The sequence below is a fragment of the Streptomyces sp. NPDC102467 genome (assembly GCF_044765445.1).
Classification (GTDB): domain Bacteria; phylum Actinomycetota; class Actinomycetes; order Streptomycetales; family Streptomycetaceae; genus Streptomyces.
Window position 1 is genome coordinate 135,255 of sequence record NZ_JBIWKA010000011.1, and the last position, 18,361, is coordinate 153,615.

The following is an 18,361-nucleotide window of genomic DNA, read 5'->3' on the forward strand; positions in this document are numbered from 1 at the left end:
CTGCAGCGCATTATGCAGACCCGGAGGCCCTGTGCGCACCGGCGGAGCGAACTCAACAGGCCAAACCGGGGCGCACCGACCAGGATGGAAGGTAGCAAGCCCCCGCCGGACCGGGCCGGGGTGCCTGTGGAGGTGTTCATGAGCAGCCAGGACATCGGCACGGCGGGAGCCGACGGCAGCGGGCGCAGTCACCAAGCCCTGCGCGGCGACGCGGCCAAGAGCGGCGGCGTCCTCGTCTCCATCGGGGCACTGCTGCTCGGCATGCTGCTCGCCGCGCTCGACCAGACCATCGTGTCCACGGCGCTGCCGACCATCGTCAGTGATCTGGGCGGTCTGGAGCATCTGTCCTGGGTCGTCACCGCGTACATGCTCGCCGCGACGGCCGCGACACCCCTGTGGGGCAAGCTCGGCGACCAGTACGGGCGCAAGAAGCTCTTCCAGCTCGCGATCGTGATCTTCCTGATCGGTTCGGCGCTCTGCGGAATGGCGCAGAACATGCCGCAGCTGATCGGCTTCCGTGCCTTGCAGGGCCTGGGCGGCGGCGGACTGATGGTGCTGTCGATGGCGATCGTCGGCGACCTCGTGTCGCCGCGTGAACGAGGCAAGTACCAGGGCCTGTTCGGCGCCGTCTTCGGCGCGACGAGCGTGCTCGGGCCGCTGCTCGGCGGGCTCTTCACCGAGCACCTGAGCTGGCGCTGGGTCTTCTACATCAACCTGCCCATCGGTGTGGTCGCGCTCGCCGTCATCGCCGCCGCCCTGCACATCCCGGTCCGCTCGAAGAAACACCGCATCGACTACCTCGGCACGTTCCTCGTCGCGTCCGTCGCCACCTGCCTCGTCCTCGTCGCCTCGCTCGGCGGCACGACCTGGGGCTGGGGCTCGCCGCAGATCATCGGGCTGGCCGTGCTGGGCGTGGCGCTCGGCGTGGTCTTCGTGTTCGTGGAGTTCCGGGCGGCCGAGCCGGTCCTGCCGATGAAACTGTTCCGGGTCCGCACCTTCACCCTCGCCGCCGTCATCAGCTTCGTCGTCGGCTTCGCGATGTTCGGCGCGATGACGTACCTGCCGACGTTCCTCCAGGTCGTGCAGGGCGTCTCGCCGACCATGTCGGGTGTGCACATGCTGCCGATGGTGATCGGCCTGCTGCTCTCCTCCACCGTCTCCGGGCAGATCGTCAGCCGCACCGGCCGCTGGAAGGTCTTCCCCGTCGCGGGCACGGCCGTCACCGCGATCGGCCTGCTGCTCCTGCACAACCTCGACGAGAACAGCTCGACCGGCGAGATGAGCGCCTACTTCTTCGTCTTCGGCCTCGGCCTCGGACTCGTCATGCAGGTGCTCGTCCTCATCGTGCAGAACGCGGTGCCGTACGAGGATCTGGGCGTCGCCACCTCGGGCGCCACGTTCTTCCGCTCCATCGGCGCTTCCTTCGGCGTCGCGATCTTCGGCACGATCTTCGCCAACCGCCTTGCCACGAAGCTCACTTCAGCACTGAGTGGGCAGCAGTTGCCCCCCGGCGTCACCCCGGACTCGCTCAAGGCCGACCCGCGCGGCATCGGCGACCTCCCGCCCGCGGTCCGCCAGCCGGTGCTGCACGCGTACGCCACGTCCATCACCGACGTCTTCGTCTACGCGGTTCCGGTCGCCCTGCTCGCCTTCGTCCTCTCCTGGTTCCTGCGCGAGGACAAGTTGCGCGGCGCGGTCACCGCGCCCGACCCGACGCAGACGCTCGCCTCCAACCCGGTGGAGCGCTCGTCGCGCGACGAGGTGGCGCGGGCCCTGTCGACGCTCGGGACGCGCGAGGGGCGGCGCGAGATCTACGAGAAGATCACCGCGCGGGCGGGCTACGACCTGCTGCCCGCGGCGAGTTGGCTTCTGCTGCGCGTCAACCGGTACGGCTGGGCCGAGCCGGCCGTCCTCGCCGAGCGCAGCGCCGTACCCCTGCCGGTGATCATCGAGGCGGCGCGGCAGGTGGAGGAGCGCCGGCTCGCGGTGCGGGACGGCGTCGACCTGATCCTCACCGACGAGGGCCGCGCCGTCGCAGCCCGCCTCGGCAAGGCCCGGGAGGACTCGCTCGCGGAGCTGCTCGGCGACTGGTGGGGGCCCGAACGCCCCACGGACCTCTTCGAGTTGGTGTCCGAGTTGAACACGGAGATGTGCGGTTCGGACGCGGAGCGGCCGCACGACGCCGGTGGCGGCCGGACGGGGCTCGCGGCCTGACGGGACTGATGACCCGACGGGATCGGTGGCCGCGCGGGAAAGGTCGGATAGGGTTCCCGCTGCGCAGGGGGCCTGCCCGACGGGGGTGGTGGCACTACGTGCCGGAGCCCAGGGCGTCCGTTCCGCAAGGGGGAAAATGTCGTATCCCAGACCGCCCGGAGTCCCGGGCGGTTCGAATCCTGACCCGTCCCAGTACCAGGGCCAGCAGCCGAACGCGTACCAGCAGGGGCAGCAGCCGAACGCGTCGCAATACCAGGATCAGCAGCCGAACCCGTACCAGCAGGGGCAGCAGCCGAACCCGTCCCAGTACCAGGGCCAGCAGCCGAACCCGTACCAGCAGGGGCAGCAGCCGAACGCGTCGCAGTACCAGGATCAGCAGCCGAACCCGTACTACAGCCAGGGGCAGCAGCCCGGCGCCTACCAGCAGGGTCAGCAGCCGAGCTCGTACGGGCAAGTTGCTCCGCCCCCACCGCAGTTCCCCTCCCAGTACCCACCCGGCTACGGGGCCCAGGCGCCCGTCCCTCCCGCGGCGCCTCGGCGCGGGGGTGGCGGCGCTCTGCGGGTCACCTTCGGTGTGCTGGGTGTGCTGCTCCTGATCGGGGGCGGCGCGCTGGCCTTCCACGCGTACGGCAACAGCCGTCAGACGATCGCCAACACCGCTTACGGCACGGTCCTTTGGCGCGACGAGAAGGCCGACGCGTTCTTCCCGGACACGATAGGCGGGCGGGCCCGCTACGACGGCCCGCTCACCGATCCGAAGCACGCGGAATGGCGCCGGCTCGGGATCTCCCAGGACACGGCGTGCGCGAGCGGCCTCACCGGCAAGACGAGGGCGACGGCGAAGACGCTGGGCTGCGAGGCGGTGCTGCGCGCCACCTATGTGGACCCCACGGGCAACCAGCTCGCGACCGTGGCAGTCGCTGTCATGCCCGCCGGCGGCGGTGACGCGGAGACCTCCGCGAAGATGAAGCTCGGCCGGTTCTTCGAGGAACGAGACGGCAAGGAGGGCGCCGTGAACGTCCTGCCCGTCAAGGGCACCCTCGCTGCCAAGATGGCCAACGGTGCCCGCGCCGCCGCCCAGCTCAAGCCTGTCGGCGGCGACAGCATGCCGTACCTCGTGGGAGTCACGCTCGTCTCCGCGGACGGCACGTGGGCCGGGAATCTGCCCGGCAGTTGGGGTGAGAACGACCTGGACGGGCGTACGGACCGCACCTCCTGGCAGGGCGATGCGGACGACCTCGTGGACACCTTCCGTGCCCAGCTCGAAGACCTTCAGATGGGCGGCGTGAAGCAGTGAGGACGACGACGCGACGACGTACGACGACGTGGGCGGCGGCGGGGGCCACCGTGGCCGCGCTCTGCGCACTGGCCATCGCCCCCGCGGCGGCGGCGGTCCCCGGCGGCTGGGAGTCGGCCGCGCTCGGCCTGCCCGCCGCGCAACGGCTCAGCACCGGCAAGGGCGTCACGGTCGCCGTACTGGACACGGGTGTGGTCGCCGACCACGCCGACCTGAAGGGTCATGTCACCACAGGACCCGACTACGTCGGTGACATCGCCGCGACGAGCGACCCGGGTTGGGGGGTGCACGGCACGGCGATGGCCTCGGCCGTCCTCAAGGTCGCGCCGGACGCGGGGATCCTCTCGGTGCGGGTGATCGACGAGAAGGAGCACAAGGCGGATACGGCCAGGAGCGGCACGAGCCCGGTCGCCAAGGGTGTCGAGTACGCCGTCAAGCACGGCGCCGACGTGATCGTGCTGTCGCTCGGCGACAGTGGCCAGCTCACGCAGGACCACAACTCGGCCGAGGCGCAGACCATCGGCTACGCCGTGAGCAACGGGGTTCCCGTCGTCGCGGCGGCGGGCAACAGTGGAGGCGGCGACAACTCCGGTGCCTATCCCGCCGGTTACCCGACGGTGATCTCGGTCGCCGGTACCGGGAAGGACGGTCGGCACGCCCCGCACTCCACGGTGCGCACGTACAACGCGGTCGCCGCCCCCGCGGTCGGTGTCACCATGGCGAAGAACACCGGCGGCCACACCGTGGCGGACGGTACTTCCGCCTCGGCCGCGCTGGCCTCGGGCGTCGTCGCCCTGATGCTCGCGGACCACCCGAAGCTGACGCCCGCGCAGGTGCGTTCGGTTCTCACGTCCACGGCGCACCACCCGGCGGGCGGGCACGACGCGCTGGTCGGCTACGGGCTGATCGACGCGGCGGCAGCGGTGCGAGGCGCCGCGTCGGCTCCCGCGGACCGCACGGCCGCGGTCGCCGACACGGGCCGTGCGCACCTGGGCACACCCGAGGGCACATCCAGGACCGTGCACGCGCCTATGGAGCAGGACATCTGGCTGGGCGGTCTCGGCGCCGCCGGGGCCGGACTGCTGATGCTCGCGGGGGTGGCCGTCGCGGCACGGCGGGCCCGTGGGCGGCGCGCCACGCAGTTCTGACCCACCGGGCCGGTCCCCAGCCGTTCAGGGAGCCAGCCGCTTGCTGAACCAGTGCTCGGCGTAGATGTCGTCGTTGTGCGGCTCGGTCTCCTCGTAGCCGAGCCGCGCGTACAGGGTGCGGGCCTCGATCAGGTCGCCGCGGGTGTCGAGCCTGATGCTCTGGGCACCCAGGGCGCGGGCCGCTTCCTCGGCCGCCGCCACGAGCAGCGGCGCCCCGCCCTTGCCGCGCAGCTCCTTGGTCACGAAGACGCGGGTCAGCTCGGCGGTGGCCGCGTCCACGAGCCGCACCCCCGCGGTCCCGGCGGGCTCCCCGTCGTAGCGCCCGACGATCAACTGCCCTACCGGCGGCTCCAGTTGCTCTCCCGCTCCGGCGGCGATGCCGCGCTCCAGCTCCGCCGGGTCGGTGGCGCGGCCCCGGTGCAGCACGTACCAGCGGTCGCTCACCTCCGTGTAGTACGCGCGCCACAGTGCGGCTGCGACGGGGGAGCCGTACGGCTCGGCGGAGAGAGTCCAGGCGGTGCGCATGGCGCATTGTGGGAACAGTGGGGCGAGGCGACGCAACCGAATTTCGCCATAGGGGCACCACGGGACGCGTGGCCTGTTTGAGCCGGGCGGTGCGGGCAACCCGGGCGTAGGTAAGCACGCTTGACCCAAATACTACGACGGATACCGGAAAGGTCGGGAAGACACCCATGTCCACAGGCATGATCATCGTTCTGATCGTGGTCGGGATCGTGGTCGTCGTCGCGGCGGGCGTCTTCGCCGCGCGGACCAAGCCCCGCGGCGGACGCGGCCTGAAGAGCCGCTTCGGACCCGAGTACGAGCGGGCTGTCGCCCGGCACGACGGCGACACGAAGGCCGCGGAGCGGGAGCTGACGGAGCGGGTGCGGCGACACGGTTCGCTGCGCACGCACAATTTGGAACCGGCCGCGCGCGAGCGGTACCTGGCGCGCTGGACCAGCGCACAGGAGCGTTTCGTCGAGTCGCCCGCGGAGGCGGTCGCCGAGGCCGACCTGCTCCTCGCCGACCTCGCGAAGGAGCGCGGCTTCCCCGACGGCGGCGGCTACGAGGAGCGCCTTGAGGCCCTCTCCGTCCACCACGGGCAGCATGTGCACGGCTACCGGCGCGTCCACCTGGCGGCGAACGCCCGCACGGGCGGCGCCGAGGAGAGCCGGGCCGGTACGGAGGAGCTGCGCGAGTCGATGGTCGAGGCGCGGGCCCTGTTCGAGGACATGGTCGGAGTGAACGGCCACGGCCCGCGCCGGGCGGGGACGGACCGCACCACCACGGACGGAACCGCAGACCGCGCGGCGGACGACGGCGCGGCGACGCACGACAAGCGGACGAGCACCCTCAAGGGGCGCCTGGCGAAGGGGAGTTGATCGGAGATGACGAACATCGATCGAGCACGACAGGGCGCGAACGGTTCGGCACCGGACCACGACCCGCTGGGCGACCCGGTGAATCGCACCACGCCCGAGCCCCTGCGGGAGCCCCGCGAGTCCCGTGAGCGGGTGCCGGGGGCGGGCGTCGAGGGCGGCGCCGCCGATCCCCTCGCGCCGGGCGCCGCGGCAGACCGGACCGGCACCGGCCGTCACCTCACGGGCGACCGTGGCGACGGCCTCAGGGACGGCCGTGACGACCGCCTCACGGAGGATCGCGGCGACCGCCCCGCAGACGGTCGCGGAGACCGCCTCTCGGGCGGCCGTGACGACCGCCTCGCAGAGGACCACGGTGCCCCCCTCACGGGCGACCGCGGCGATCGCCACGGCGTCCACCACGCGAAGCACCTCGGTGACGGTCACCAGGACCACCACGGCGGCATCGACGACCCGGGCCACGGCCTGCGCTCCGCGCTGGTCGCCCCGGACGCCCGCGAGGACATAACGGGCCGCCTCCAGCACGCCGTCGCCGGTTTCGTCGACCGGCCCCGGGTCGCGGTCGAGGAAGCCGACCGCGTCCTGGAGGACCTGACGGCCCGCCTCACCGAGACCCTCGCCGGGCACCGCCAGACGCTGCGCACCTCCTGGCAGGACTCCGGGGAGGACACCGAGCGGCTGCGCCTCGCCCTGCGTGACTACCGGGAGACGGCGGAGCGCCTGCTGAACATCTGAGCAGCCGAGCGGGAGGGCTCCGGCTACTCGCTCGTGGCCAGGGACGCCGCTTCCCAGGCAAAACCGTCCGGGTCGGTGAACGACCCGGCGGTGCTGCCGAGCACGATCCGGTGCGACCCCGCACCGTCCTCGGGAACGCCGGCGTCCTTGGCCAGAGCCGCGCGCTTGTACAGAGCCAGCTTGACGGGCCCGGCCCCGGCCCCGTCTTCGAATTCGACGTACTTGCCGCCGAAACTCTTGCCCACGGTCAGGCCCTGCCCGACGTAGAACTGCTTGCTCGCCTTCACGTCCTCGACGCCGAGCAGCAGCACGATCGCGTCGATGTCGCGGGTGGCCGGGCCGCTGTTCTTCTTCGCGGAGGTCGCGATCTTCCAGATCGTCCCGTCCGGGGCCTGTACGACGCCGCCGTAGCCCCAGAGCGACTTCGAGACGGGCTTCAGCGTGGTGGCGCCGGCCGCGAGGGCCGAGCCGACCAGGCCATCGACGGTGGCGGGCTGCGCGACCGTGAGCGACAGCGTGAACCCGCGGAAGCCGGACGTCGCCTCCTCGGAGGCGCGCAGGCGCAGCTTCGGGCCGAGCCCGAAGGCGGCGTCGTAGAAGCGGTCGGCGGCCGTGGGGTCGGCCACCTCGAGGGTGACGGATGCGATGGAAGTCATGCGTATCACGCTAGTTCCGCCCCGGCCGCCGACGCTTCTCCATTCCTGACCGGTATTCCTGACCGGTCTCCCGGAGGGCGCTACGCGTCCTTGGGCGCCGCCTGCTGCACGACCTCGAACGACCACAGCGAGGACCCGCTCGAAGCGGGCTTCGGGCGGTCGCCGCCGCCCTGGTGCGCCGCCTTCATCGGGCCCTCCATCCACGCCTTGAACGACTCCTCGTCACGCCACCGCGTGTACACCAGGTAGTCGTCGGTGCCCTCGACGGGACGGAGCAGCTCGAACCATTCGAAGCCGTCCGAGTTCTCCACGGCGCTCGCGCGGGACGCGAACCGCTGCTCCAGGACCTCGCGCTGTTCGGCCGGGACATTCAGGACATTGATCTTGACGATGCTCATGGGGTCATCCTGCCGCACCGTCGGCCGGCGACGAACGGGCCTCCCGCCAGCGGCGGACGATCTCCTCCACGTCGTACGGCTTCAGGCCAAGGGGCGGGCCCGGTGGCGGCTTGAACATCATGTCGCTGATCTTGGCGTTGATCTCGGTGACGATCCGGCGCACCGCCTGTTCCGAGGGGGCCTTCGAGGCCGCCTCCAGGGCGTCCTCGGCCTCCTTGCGCAGGGCCAGGGTGGGCGGCAGGACGGAGAAGCCCTCGCGGGCCATCTTCTGCTTGATCCACCAGTTCTCGTCGTACGTGGAGTCGCTCGTGGGGTCCAGGGGCTTGCCGGCGCCCGCCAGGGAGGCGAAGTCGCCGCGGCGCTCGGCGTCGCGGATCTGCTTGTCGACGAATGACTCGAAGCTGACGCCGGGTGGTTTGCGTTCGGTCATGAACTCATTGTCGCGCAGGCCGCCTTCAACGGTCCGGGGAGCCATAGGATGCGGCCGCTGAGTATGGAAGCGGACACTGGGGGAGTGCGGTGCTCGAACTGACCATGGCCACGATGGCCGGCGGCGACGCGGGGGCCACGGCCGGGATGGCGATGGCCGAGGAGGCGAGTGAGCCGGGGGCCGTGCTGCGGGTGGGGCGGGACGGCAGCGTGTGCCGGCTGGCGACGCCGGAGGACTGGCTGTTCGTGTCGCGGGTGCATCTGGAGTTCCGGTGCGGGCCCGACGGGGAGTGGAGCGTGTTCTGGCTGCGGGGGTCGCAGGACGACCCCGCCTCGGAGGTGCGGGTGCGGCTCGGGGCCGGGTCGGGTCACGGCCAACCGCTCGCGTACGGCGGGGCGTTGCGGCTGCCGCGCGGCGGCTCCGGCGAGGTCGTCGTCCTCGACCGGAGCGGGCCGCGCAGTGTGAACGTGGGGTTCTACCACGAGGGTTGAGCCGCGGATCGGTTAGGCCTCCGCGCAGTCCTGTAGGTATCAGTCTGCCTGTGCGTATCAGTTCTGCCCGTACGTATCAGTTCTGCCCGTACGTATCAGGTCTGCCCGTACGTATCAGTCTGCCTGTACGTATCAGTCCTGTACGTAGGCCAGGGCGAAGCCGTCGTAACCCTTGGAGCCCACCGTCTGGATCGCAGTAGCGTCCAACTTCGGGTGATCGGCGATGAGTTGGAGCGCGGCGCGGGTACCCCTGACGTCGGGCTGGGTGTCCTCGGGGTCGACGACGCGGCCGCCGCGCACCACGTTGTCGACGACGATCACGCTGCCGGGGCGCGTCAACCGCACGGCCCAGTCGAGGTAGTGGGGGTTGTTCGCCTTGTCCGCGTCGATGAAGACGAGGTCGAACACCCCGCCTTCCGCGGCGAGTTGCGGCAGCGAGTCCAGGGCCGCGCCGACCCGGACCTCGACCACCTTGTCCAGGCCCGCGCGGGCGATGTTGGCGCGGGCTACCTCGGCGTGCCGCGCGCTGTACTCCAGGCTGATCAGCGTGCCGTCGGCGGGCAGGGCGCGGGCCAGCCAGATGGTGCTGTAGCCGCCGAGGGTGCCGATCTCCAGGATGCGCCGTGCGCCCTGGATCCGGGCGATCAGGTGCAGCAGCTTTCCGTTGGTGGCGGAGACGCTGATGCTGGGCAGGCCTGCCGCCTCGCTGTCCGCGAGGGCGGCGGCCAACGCCTCGTCGGCGGGGGCGAGCAGACCACTGAAGTAGGCGTCGACGGCGGCCGCGGGGCCGGGCTGCTGGGGCTCGGGGCGAGAGGTCATGAACGGCAGACTAGGACAGCCCCCTGTGCGCGCGGGGCTCTGCCGCTCAGACCGCCGGCGGAGAGCCCGGGAGCGGGCGGCCCGCCGACTCGCGCATGCGCCAGGCCGCGATGCCGCCGATGAGGGCCGCGGCCATCATGTAGTAGGCCGGGATCATCAGGTTGCCGGTGGCCGCGATCAGGGCGGCGGCGACGAGCGGGGTGGTGCCGCCGAACAGGGACACCGAAAGGTTGAAGCCGACGGACAGGGAGCCGTAGCGGACCTTCGTCTGGAACAGGGCCGGGAGCGTCGAGGGCATCGACGACGTGAAGCCGACCAGGAGCAGGCCGAGGGCCGCGAGGCCAAGGGCGATCGCCCAGGTCGAGCCCGCGCGGATCAGCAGTACCGCCGGGACGGAGAGCAGGATGAAGCCCGCGCTGGCCGCGCCGATCACGACACGGTGGCCGAAGCGGTCGTTGGCCCGGCCCGCCGGGATCTGCACGCACATCATCAGCACCATCACGGCGATGAGGATCAGCGTGCCGTGCGTCGCGTCGTAGCCGAGCTCCTCGCTCAGGAACGTCGGCATGTACGAGAGGAGCATGTAGTCGGTGACGTTGAAGACGAGGACGAGGGCGATGCAGATCGCCATCGCGTTGCCGTTGCCGACGAACATGTCCTTCAGCTTCGGCTTGGGCCGCTCCTTGTGCTTGGACTCGGCCTCCTCCGTCAGCTTCAGGAACGCCGGGGTCTCCTCCAGCTTCATCCGCACATAGAGCCCCACCAGGCCGATCGGACCGGCGATGAGGAACGGCAGGCGCCAGCCCCAGCTGTACAGGTCGCCGTCGGACAGGAGCGTCGTCAGCGCCGTCGCGAGGCCCGCGCCCGCCACGTAGCCGATGAGCGTGCCGAACTCCAGGAACGAGCCGAAGAAGCCGCGCCGCTTGTCCGGGGAGTACTCGGCGATGAACGTGCACGCGCCGCCGTACTCACCACCCGTCGAGAAGCCCTGCAGCATGCGCGCCGCGATCAGCAGCACCGGCGCCCATACACCGATGGAGTTGTACGACGGGATCAGACCGATCGCGAACGTTCCCGCCGCCATCATGATCATGGTGATGGCGAGGACGCGCTGCCGGCCGATGCGGTCGCCGAGCGGGCCGAAGAAGGCGCCGCCGATGGGGCGCACCAGGAAGGCGGCGGCGAACGTGCCGAGCGTGGAGAGCACCTGGGCCGTGCTCGACGCCGTGGGGAAGAAGACATGGCCGAGCGTCGCGGTCAGGTAGCCGTAGACGCCGAAGTCGAACCACTCCATCGCGTTGCCGAGCGCCGCCGCCTTGACCGCACGCTTGACCAGCGACGGGTCGGTGACGGTGACGTCGGAGGAGGTGGCCGGCCCGTGGTCCCGCACGGGTGCGGAGACCTTGCCGGTACTGACTGCGATGGACGTGGCACTGGCCAAGGGTCCGCTCGCCTGCCTTTCGTGGGGGACAAGGGCAAAGGCCGTCCACGGGGAACGGCCTTAAATCGACCATAGGGGCGTTCGCGAGCGTTACGGGTAGTGTTCACCACGCCACGCTCTGCTCGGAAACCCAATCTGACCTGGGGATACTCCGAGCCGCCCGTGTGCCCCAAACGGACAATTCTGTGATCTTTGTCGCGGAACCAGGCCTGTGTAGTGCGCAATTAAGCAGCGACGAGCTGCCTTGCGACGCCGTCTTCCGGTCAAATCCGAGTGGACAGACAGGTGAAGTAGGGGTTGCGTGCGTCTCATACCGGGGGTGGTGCGAACCTCTAGGGACGAGTAGGGACGACATGGGGCATCCCGCGGCTGCGCGGATGCCGACACGGGCGGGAGGGCCGGGAGCGCGTGGCGAATGTGGAGCACAGAGGGCCGATGACAGGGCCGGCAGGCGCGGAGACGGGGCGGGTGAGCGCCGTACGCGCCGGCCTGTGGCTGATCGCCGCCGTGCTCGCGGCGCGTCAGCTCGTGGCCGTCCTCAGCACGCCGCGCGGCGAGCGCCTCACCGACCTGGAGACCTGGATCGGGCCGAACGGGGTGCTGCACGTCAAGGGCTCCCTGTACGACGCACCCGACCGGTTCACCGGCACACCCTTCGCGGGACTCGTCCTCAAACCGCTCTCCCGCGCCGCCGAGCAGGCGCTCGGCTGGGGCTGGACGTTCGGCTCGCTCGCCCTCGTCGTGGCGCTCGGCCTGGTCGCCGCGCGCGCCCTGCCGGGGCCCGTCTCCCGGCGTACGTCCCTGTTCGCGGCGCCCGTCGCGATCAGCCTGCTCATGCTGTCGCTGCCCGTGCGCAACGCGTTCAACCTGGGGCAGACCAGCATCCTCCCCGTCCTCCTTGTCCTCCTCGGCTGTTTCGCCGTACGCGGGGAGAAGGCGTCCGGCGTACTCGTCGGCGTCGCCGCCGCCCTCCAGCCGACCGTGCTGCTCTTCGCGCCGCTGCTCTGGTTCACCGGCCGCAGACGCGCCGCCGTCACGTCGGGCGGCACCTTCGTCGCCGCGACCGGCCTCGCCTGGGCCGCGATGCCGCACGACTCATGGACGTACTGGGTGCACCACCTGGCCGGCGCGGGCCTCGCCACCGACCCGGCCGCCAACGCCAACCAGTCACTGCACGGCATGCTGCTCCGCTTCGGCCTGGAGGGGCCCCTCGAAAAGGTGCTGTTCCTCGTCCTCGGCGCGGCCGTCGCCGTCGTCGGGGTGCGCCGCGCCGTCACCTACGCACGCGACGGCCAGCTGCTGCTCGCCGTCGCCATCACCGGCTGCGTCGCCGTCGCCGTCTCCCCGACGACCTGGCAGCACCAGCTCCTGTGGGTGCTCCTCGCGGTCGTCGGCCGCGTCGGCAAGCGCGCCTCCGACCGGTACATGTGGCCGGTCCTCGTCATCCTCGCGCTGACGCTGCCGTCGAAGATGCTGCTCCCGAACATGACGTCGCTCGATCCGATCCGGGACAACGTCGTGCTGATCGCGGCCCTCGCCGCCGCCTGCGTCGTCCCCTTCCTCTCCCGTACGTCACCGCTGTACCGGACGCCGGTCCCGACCGAGTACGCCGCACCCGTGCCCGCCCGCTGGACGTGGGTGCCGCTCTTCCCCCTCTGGCGCCGGGTCCTGGCCCGCCCGAACCTCATCCTCGAACTGCTCCTCATCCGCGTCGGCTACTCCGCGTACCAGCAGGTCAGGCTCGCCGCGACCGGCGGCACGATCTCCGGCGGCCGGGCCACCGCCGAGCACCACGGGGCGCAGATCCACTCGATCGAGAAGTTCCTGCACATCGACATCGAGCACTGGGTCAACCACACGGTCTTCCACCACGCCGTCTGGCTGAAGGACTTCTTCAACTTCTACTACACGTCGTTCCACTTCGTGGTGCCGCTGAGCCTGCTCGCCCTCATGTACGTGCGCCGCCCCGCCGAGTACCGCTGGGCCCGCTCGGCCCTCGGCTTCGCCACGCTGCTCGCCCTCATCGGCTTCTGGGCCTACCCGCTCGCGCCGCCGCGCCTGATGCCGGGCCTCGGCTTCATCGACACGGTGCACGGCGCCCAGGACTTCTCCAAGCCCAACTACGGCACGCTGACCGAACTCACGAACCAGTACGCGGCGATGCCCTCACTGCACTTCGGCTGGTCCCTGTGGTGCGGCATCGTCATCGTGGTCCTGGCGCGCAGGAAGTGGGTGAAGGCCCTCGGGATCATCCACCCCCTGTGCACGGTCTCCGCGATCGTCGGCACCGGCAACCACTGGATCCTCGACGCGGTGGGCGGTGCGACCGTCGTCGGCGCCGGGTTCTTCCTTACGTACGCACTCCAGGGCCCACGCGCGCGAACGGCGGAGCAACCACTCGCACAGGTGGATTCGGACCATAAGTCGGGTGCTTCTGTGGCTAGTTGATTACGCTGTGCAGCCGACCTGAGGGGGCTGCATGGCCAACGTCAACGTCCTCGACCCGAGCGCCTCACCGCTCGACTACTACGGCTTCGAACTGCGCCGACATCGGGAGGCCGCAGGCCTGACGCAGGACAAGCTGGGCGCGATCCTCAACTACACGGGCTCCCTGGTGGGCCAGATCGAGACGGCGCGCAAGCTGCCGACGCCGGAGTTCAGCGAACGTGTCGACGCGGGGCTCGGCACGGACGGCTTCTTCTCACGCCTGGTGGGGCTCGTCCTGAGGTCCCAACTGCCCGCCTGGTTCCAGCAGGTCGCCGAGCTGGAGGCGCGGGCCGTCGAGATCTGCGCCTTCCACACGCACCTGGTGCACGGGCTGCTCCAGACCCGGGAGTACGCACGGGCGGTGCTCGGCGCGCTCGACCAGGAGAACCTCGACGACCGCACCGAAGTCCGGCTCGCGCGACAGCGAATTCTGGACAAAGAGGAGCCGCCGGTGGTGTGGCTGATCCTCGGTGAAGGGGTGCTCTATCAGGACATGGGTTCCGGTGAACGGGGTGTCATGCGGGGGCAGTTGGAGCGGCTGTTGTCGTACGAGAACGATCCGCGGGTGAATGTGCAGGTGCTGCCGTTCCCGGCGGGGCCGCACGCGGGAGCTCAGGGCTCCTTCGACCTGTTCCGCTTCTTCTCCGATCCGGCCATCGTCTATACGGAGGGGTACGGGCAGGGGCATCCAACGGCCAATCCGAGCACTGTGAAGGACTGTTCGCTCCGTTACGATCACTTGCAGGCCACTGCTCTGTCCGTGCGGGACTCGGCGGAGCTGATCAGGTACGTGATGGAGGAGCACTATGCCGAAGTCGACGAACGTCCAGTGGCGTAAGTCCAGTTACAGCGGCGACCAGGGCGGTGATTGCGTGGAATGCGCGCCGCTCGGGGCCACCCTCGCCTGGGCCAAGTCCTCCTACAGCGGTGACCAGGGCGGCTCCTGCGTCGAGGTCGCCGGAACGCCCTGCGCCACCGTCGCCGTGCGGGACTCGAAGGATCCCGCGGGGCCGAGCATCTCGTTCTCACCGGAGGCGTTCGGCGCGTTCGTGAAGGTCTACTCCGCGTAGCCCTTGCCCTGGAGGTGCAGGGCGCGCAGCGCCGCCTCCAGGGCGAAGCGGTGATCGGGGTCCTCCAGCCAGTCGCCGTAGTGCGAGTCCAGATTGCGCAGGCGGTAGCGGACGGTCTGGGCGTGCACGTTGAGCATGCTGCCGACCTCGTGCGCGGTGCCGCGCGTCGTCAGCCAGGCGTGCAGCGTCTCCACGAGGCGGGTGCGGCGCGCGCCGGACGCCTTGTCGAGCGGGGCGAGTTCACGCGCGGCGAGCTGGGTGACAAGCGCCGGGTCGGAGAGCAGCCACAGGGTCGCCAGGTGGTCGCCGGCGTCGATGACCTGGGCATCGGGCACGATCCCGTCGTCCACGAGCTGGAGCACGCGCCGGGCCCAGCGCAGTGAGTCGGCGGCCTGCTCGGTGGGCACGGTCAGGCCGATGGCGTACGAGCTGCCGGGCGCGGCGGCCGCGAGCATGGCGCGGCGCTCCTCGGTGAGCGGTCCCGGGATCAGCAGGTGCGGCTGCGGTGCGCCGAGGTCCGCGAGGATGTCGATGGGCAGACCCGCTTGGACGTACTCGGCGGGGATCCGTAAAGCGACCATGGTCACTTCGGACGGCAGCTGCCAACCCGCCTGTTCACAGAGGCTGTTGATAGTGATGTGCGTCAACGGAGTCCCGGCGAGCAGCAGGTGCAGCAACCGTCTTCGCAGGAGCTCTCCCGCCGCGCCCGCTCTCGACTGCACCTCCATGTACCCCTCGTGGGACAGCTCTTCGAGCTCGCCGACGTAGGCGAAGAGGGCCTCGGCGAAGGCCAGCAGGAGCCCGGGGGAGAGGTCGAAGCGGCGGCCTAAGTCCTTCGCTCGGCGCAGGGCTATGCGGGCACCGAGGCGGTAGGCACTCTGGAGCGTGTTGAGGTCCCGGCCCTCGTACGCCTCGACGCGGCCGAACGTGCGGAGCAGTTCGTCGCGGGTCGCGGTGGAGGCCGAGGGGTCGGCGACCCGGTCCACGAACGCCTTCAGGCTCTGCTCGACGCCCTGCCGGATCGCCGTCTCGTTCGGCCCGCTCAGCAGCGCGGCGTACTCCGGGAACGCGCGCGTCACCTCGACCCCGATCTCCTTGATCAGGCCGGGGAGTTCGGGCCGCATGATGCGCGCGAACTCCCGGGGCAGCGGCCCCAGCGGGTCCTCGACATCCGTGGTGTGCGCGGGCAGGGGCATAGCCGCTTTCCTCGCTTGTCCGGGCGCCGGGTGGGGGCCGGGTGGGACTACGCAGGGGTGTGGTCCCGCCCGCCAGGTGCGTACCAATGGGGCCTATGAAATTAGAACAACTACTGTGAGTTGTACATCTGTTGCGCAGGGATTGATCGCTGAGTGGGGGATGTGGCTGAGAAGTGATGGGTGGCTCAGGGAGCCGACAACTTGAGCGGCGGCAGGGGCGGCATGACCGGGGGGCAGCCGAATTGGAGCTCCGGTGAGCAGACAGGAGCCTGGTTCATGGCGATGACGTTGTCCGGGCCGCTGATGGCGGCGGTGAAGAGGGGGTTGAGGTTCTCGCCGCCGGCTCCGCAGCCGGTGAACGCGGGGATCGTGACCTTGCCGGTCAGGAGGCCACCGGCGAGGACGTTCGTGTAGGAGCCGCTGCCGTCGTCGTTGATGGTGCCGCGCAAAGTCACGCGGAATGCCTTCTTCGTACGGCAGTCGGATCCGACGGGAAGCGCGGTGCCGTTCACCTTGACCGAGCGGATGCGGAGCGTCTGGAAGAACGTCGCGACGGCGTAGGCGCCTTCCGCGTTGCGCGTGCTGCCGGTGGAGATGGTGATGAGGCCGGTGTCGAAGGCGACCTTCGCCGACACGGGCATGAAGCCGAAGCCGAGGAAGGTCGAATCGGCCTCCGGCAAGGAAAGTCTTCCCAGGGAGTCGAAACGCGTCCATGTCTCAGTGGTCACCGGGTCGTCGGCCGACGCAACCTGGACGTTCGCGGCGACGTCCATGAGCGCGGGGGTCGCCGACGGATCGTTGATGATCATCGATCCGTTCTGCTTGCGCACCGTGGCGAGACCCACGGCGTAGGCGCACGCCTGGAATCCGGGCAGTTGCGACACGGACGGAGTGGAGGGCGGCGGCGGGGCTTGGCTGACGTCGGGCGTGCCGGTCGGCTTCTCCCCGCAGGTCACGTCTGCTGCCTTCGGCTCGTCCTCGTCCCCGGGAGTGACGGTGACGCCGTCGCCGGACTGCCCGTTCTCCTCGCCCGGTGCCGTTTCCTCGGACGGGGACTGCTCCGGTTCCGTCCCGGGCCCGCCCGGGACGGCCACCTTCGCCAGGCGTGAGTCGGCGCCCTCGGCCGGTGAGCAGGTGGCGGTGGTCGGCGCGCCGGAGGCGGAGGCCACCAGCAGGGTAAGATCACCGGCGATCAGCTCGATCTCGCCGGGGGAACCGACGGTGATCGAGGGGACGTCCCCGGTGTGCGCCAGGACCAGGTCCGTGCCGTCGGCGGGCATGTCGGTCCGGCCGCTCAGGCCGGACCAGGTGGCATCCGCCTTCTGCCCGTTCTGCCGGACCTCCACCGCGAGGGTCGCCTCGCTCGTCAGCTCCTCCCCAGCGGGAAGGCGGTCGGCGAGTTCGGCACGCGGCAGGACGGTCTCCACCTGGACGGGGCCCGCTTGGATCGGCTGCCCGGCTACGGCGGTCGCCGGCAACTGGGTGGTCACCTTCACGGTGGCGGCCAGCTTCGCCGCCGCCTGTGTGGCGTTCGGGCTCGCGTCCGCGTTCGCCGCCGTGGGCAGTTCGCACGCGTAGGACAACTGCACCGAGGCAGGCGGTTGTTCATCGGCGCGCGAACCGGAACCGGACAGCAGCCCGGCGACCAGCGCGGCCGAGGCGACGGACGCCACCCGTATGGTCCGCCGCCGTACCTGAGGTCCGGTCCGCCGTGCGCTCGCTCTCATCCGCTCATGCCTCCTGTAGTCGTCTTTCCTCACCCGCATGCCGGCCCTGACGGGAAAACACACGTGCGCCCGCCGCCGAGTGGGCCCGGCGGCGGGCTGAGCGGTGCTACACGATCACGGGGAGGTGATCGTCTGCTGCGCGGTCATCACGTAGTTGGCCACGAAGTCGGCGTGCGAGCCCGCGGTGAACAGACCGAGACAGCTGGCGCCCGCCTGTGCGGCGAGGGAGCCGCCGCCGGTCACATGCAGGGTCTTCGTGGTGTTCTCGTACCAGCCGTTGGTCGTCCCCGCGAAGGTCGCGTTGCAGCCGACGCCGGTGATGGTGGCACTGATGTTGCTGATGTTGCCGTCGATGTGGTTCGCCGTAGTACCCGTGGCGTTGACGTAGAAGGGCGTCGCGGTCGAGGCCGTGGTGGTGACCGTGAACGGGATGCCGGCGACCTTGCAGGTGGAGAAGGTCAGGCTGGTGATGGAGCCGAGCTGGGCGCCCGCCAGGCCGGACCCGGACTTCAGAGTGCCCTTCGCCTGCGAGGAGGCACAGGTGAGGACGGCCGAGCCCACCGTCATCTTCGGGTTGGTGGCGTTGGCCGTGAACGCCCCGCCGGGCGTGACCGTGTAGGTGGCCAGCGCCCCGGCCGAGGCCGAGGAGATCGAGAGGCCGAAGGCCGAAGCGAGCGCGGCAGCGGCGATGGCGGTGTTACGGGCGAATCTGCGCACAGTGGTTCCTCCGCGGATCGAGGGTGAATTGAGTGGGGGAGCGTGACCGCTTCGCGGTGACGCGACCGTGTCGCAACTTCAGGCAACCGCAAGGGATCGGCCCGCAGGCCGATTTTCGTCGCCTTCGAGACGGACGTTACGAGCTAGTAACCGAAA

Annotated in this window: 18 protein-coding genes; 9 read left to right on the forward strand and 9 right to left on the reverse strand. The window is 70.5% G+C overall.

What is annotated here, in order from left to right; genetic code table 11:
* Positions 1 to 138 precede the first annotated feature (138 nt).
* From ACIREE_RS23750 to ACIREE_RS23760, 3 genes are all read left to right on the forward strand, one after another.
* The gene (locus ACIREE_RS23750; RefSeq protein ID WP_404155517.1) at positions 139 to 2,214 is read left to right on the forward strand and encodes a DHA2 family efflux MFS transporter permease subunit; all 2,076 of its coding nucleotides are present in this window, start codon (positions 139 to 141) and stop codon (positions 2,212 to 2,214) included.
* A 136-nt stretch (positions 2,215 to 2,350) separates the two neighbouring features.
* The gene (locus ACIREE_RS23755; RefSeq protein WP_404155519.1) at positions 2,351 to 3,511 is read left to right on the forward strand and encodes a hypothetical protein; all 1,161 of its coding nucleotides are present in this window, start codon (positions 2,351 to 2,353) and stop codon (positions 3,509 to 3,511) included.
* The gene (locus ACIREE_RS23760) at positions 3,508 to 4,659 is read left to right on the forward strand and encodes a S8 family serine peptidase (protein ID WP_404155522.1); all 1,152 of its coding nucleotides are present in this window, start codon (positions 3,508 to 3,510) and stop codon (positions 4,657 to 4,659) included. The genes ACIREE_RS23755 and ACIREE_RS23760 overlap by 4 nt, the downstream gene beginning before the upstream one ends.
* Positions 4,660 to 4,683: 24 nt before the next feature.
* On the opposite strand, the gene ACIREE_RS23765 is transcribed toward ACIREE_RS23760, so the two are convergent.
* Positions 4,684 to 5,184: a GNAT family N-acetyltransferase gene (locus ACIREE_RS23765; RefSeq protein ID WP_404155524.1), complete on the reverse strand. Its 501-nt coding sequence runs from the start codon at positions 5,182 to 5,184 to the stop codon at positions 4,684 to 4,686.
* A 167-nt stretch (positions 5,185 to 5,351) separates the two neighbouring features.
* Here ACIREE_RS23765 and ACIREE_RS23770 point away from each other — a divergent pair, with 167 nt between their 5' ends.
* Entirely contained in the window at positions 5,352 to 6,041 is a 690-nt protein-coding gene (locus ACIREE_RS23770) for a hypothetical protein (RefSeq protein WP_404155527.1), read from the forward strand.
* Between the two features lie 6 nt (positions 6,042 to 6,047).
* The gene (locus tag ACIREE_RS23775) at positions 6,048 to 6,773 is read left to right on the forward strand and encodes a hypothetical protein (RefSeq protein ID WP_404155530.1); all 726 of its coding nucleotides are present in this window, start codon (positions 6,048 to 6,050) and stop codon (positions 6,771 to 6,773) included.
* Positions 6,774 to 6,796: 23 nt separating this feature from the next.
* Here the strand turns inward: ACIREE_RS23775 and ACIREE_RS23780 are convergent, their stop codons facing one another.
* The 3 genes from ACIREE_RS23780 to ACIREE_RS23790 form a co-directional block, all read right to left on the reverse strand.
* The gene (locus tag ACIREE_RS23780) at positions 6,797 to 7,429 is read right to left on the reverse strand and encodes a glyoxalase (RefSeq protein ID WP_404155533.1); all 633 of its coding nucleotides are present in this window, start codon (positions 7,427 to 7,429) and stop codon (positions 6,797 to 6,799) included.
* Between the two features lie 80 nt (positions 7,430 to 7,509).
* The gene (locus tag ACIREE_RS23785; protein WP_404155536.1) at positions 7,510 to 7,827 is read right to left on the reverse strand and encodes an antibiotic biosynthesis monooxygenase family protein; all 318 of its coding nucleotides are present in this window, start codon (positions 7,825 to 7,827) and stop codon (positions 7,510 to 7,512) included.
* A gap of 4 nt (positions 7,828 to 7,831) precedes the next feature.
* The gene (locus ACIREE_RS23790; RefSeq protein WP_404155539.1) at positions 7,832 to 8,257 is read right to left on the reverse strand and encodes a DUF1992 domain-containing protein; all 426 of its coding nucleotides are present in this window, start codon (positions 8,255 to 8,257) and stop codon (positions 7,832 to 7,834) included.
* 89 nt (positions 8,258 to 8,346) lie between these two features.
* On the opposite strand from ACIREE_RS23790, the gene ACIREE_RS23795 reads away from it, so the two are divergent.
* Positions 8,347 to 8,748 (forward strand): hypothetical protein, encoded by a 402-nt coding sequence (locus ACIREE_RS23795; protein ID WP_404155542.1) that lies wholly within the window; start codon positions 8,347 to 8,349, stop codon positions 8,746 to 8,748.
* Positions 8,749 to 8,880: 132 nt separating this feature from the next.
* On the opposite strand, the gene ACIREE_RS23800 is transcribed toward ACIREE_RS23795, so the two are convergent.
* Entirely contained in the window at positions 8,881 to 9,567 is a 687-nt protein-coding gene (locus tag ACIREE_RS23800) for an O-methyltransferase (protein ID WP_404155544.1), read from the reverse strand.
* A gap of 46 nt (positions 9,568 to 9,613) precedes the next feature.
* Positions 9,614 to 11,008 carry an MFS transporter gene (locus ACIREE_RS23805; protein WP_404155546.1) on the reverse strand — a complete coding sequence of 465 codons (1,395 nt, stop codon included), beginning with the start codon at positions 11,006 to 11,008 and terminating at the stop codon, positions 9,614 to 9,616.
* A 408-nt stretch (positions 11,009 to 11,416) separates the two neighbouring features.
* On the opposite strand from ACIREE_RS23805, the gene ACIREE_RS23810 reads away from it, so the two are divergent.
* Genes ACIREE_RS23810 through ACIREE_RS23820 form a run of 3 tightly spaced genes read left to right on the forward strand, consistent with a single transcriptional unit; the run spans position 11,417 to position 14,565 of the window.
* Positions 11,417 to 13,456: a bifunctional glycosyltransferase 87/phosphatase PAP2 family protein gene (locus ACIREE_RS23810; RefSeq protein ID WP_404155549.1), complete on the forward strand. Its 2,040-nt coding sequence runs from the start codon at positions 11,417 to 11,419 to the stop codon at positions 13,454 to 13,456.
* Positions 13,457 to 13,487: 31 nt separating this feature from the next.
* Positions 13,488 to 14,333, forward strand: a complete 846-nt coding sequence (locus ACIREE_RS23815; protein ID WP_404155552.1) for a helix-turn-helix domain-containing protein — start codon at positions 13,488 to 13,490, stop codon at positions 14,331 to 14,333.
* Positions 14,302 to 14,565 carry a DUF397 domain-containing protein gene (locus tag ACIREE_RS23820; protein WP_404155555.1) on the forward strand — a complete coding sequence of 88 codons (264 nt, stop codon included), beginning with the start codon at positions 14,302 to 14,304 and terminating at the stop codon, positions 14,563 to 14,565. The genes ACIREE_RS23815 and ACIREE_RS23820 overlap by 32 nt, the downstream gene beginning before the upstream one ends.
* On the opposite strand, the gene ACIREE_RS23825 is transcribed toward ACIREE_RS23820, so the two are convergent.
* The 3 genes from ACIREE_RS23825 to ACIREE_RS23835 form a co-directional block, all read right to left on the reverse strand.
* The gene (locus tag ACIREE_RS23825; RefSeq protein WP_404155558.1) at positions 14,553 to 15,761 is read right to left on the reverse strand and encodes a helix-turn-helix domain-containing protein; all 1,209 of its coding nucleotides are present in this window, start codon (positions 15,759 to 15,761) and stop codon (positions 14,553 to 14,555) included. The genes ACIREE_RS23820 and ACIREE_RS23825 overlap by 13 nt on opposite strands.
* A gap of 185 nt (positions 15,762 to 15,946) precedes the next feature.
* Entirely contained in the window at positions 15,947 to 17,434 is a 1,488-nt protein-coding gene (locus ACIREE_RS23830; RefSeq protein ID WP_404155560.1) for a DUF6801 domain-containing protein, read from the reverse strand.
* A gap of 168 nt (positions 17,435 to 17,602) precedes the next feature.
* Positions 17,603 to 18,205 carry a hypothetical protein gene (locus ACIREE_RS23835; protein WP_404155563.1) on the reverse strand — a complete coding sequence of 201 codons (603 nt, stop codon included), beginning with the start codon at positions 18,203 to 18,205 and terminating at the stop codon, positions 17,603 to 17,605.
* Between the last annotated feature and the right edge of the window lie 156 nt (positions 18,206 to 18,361).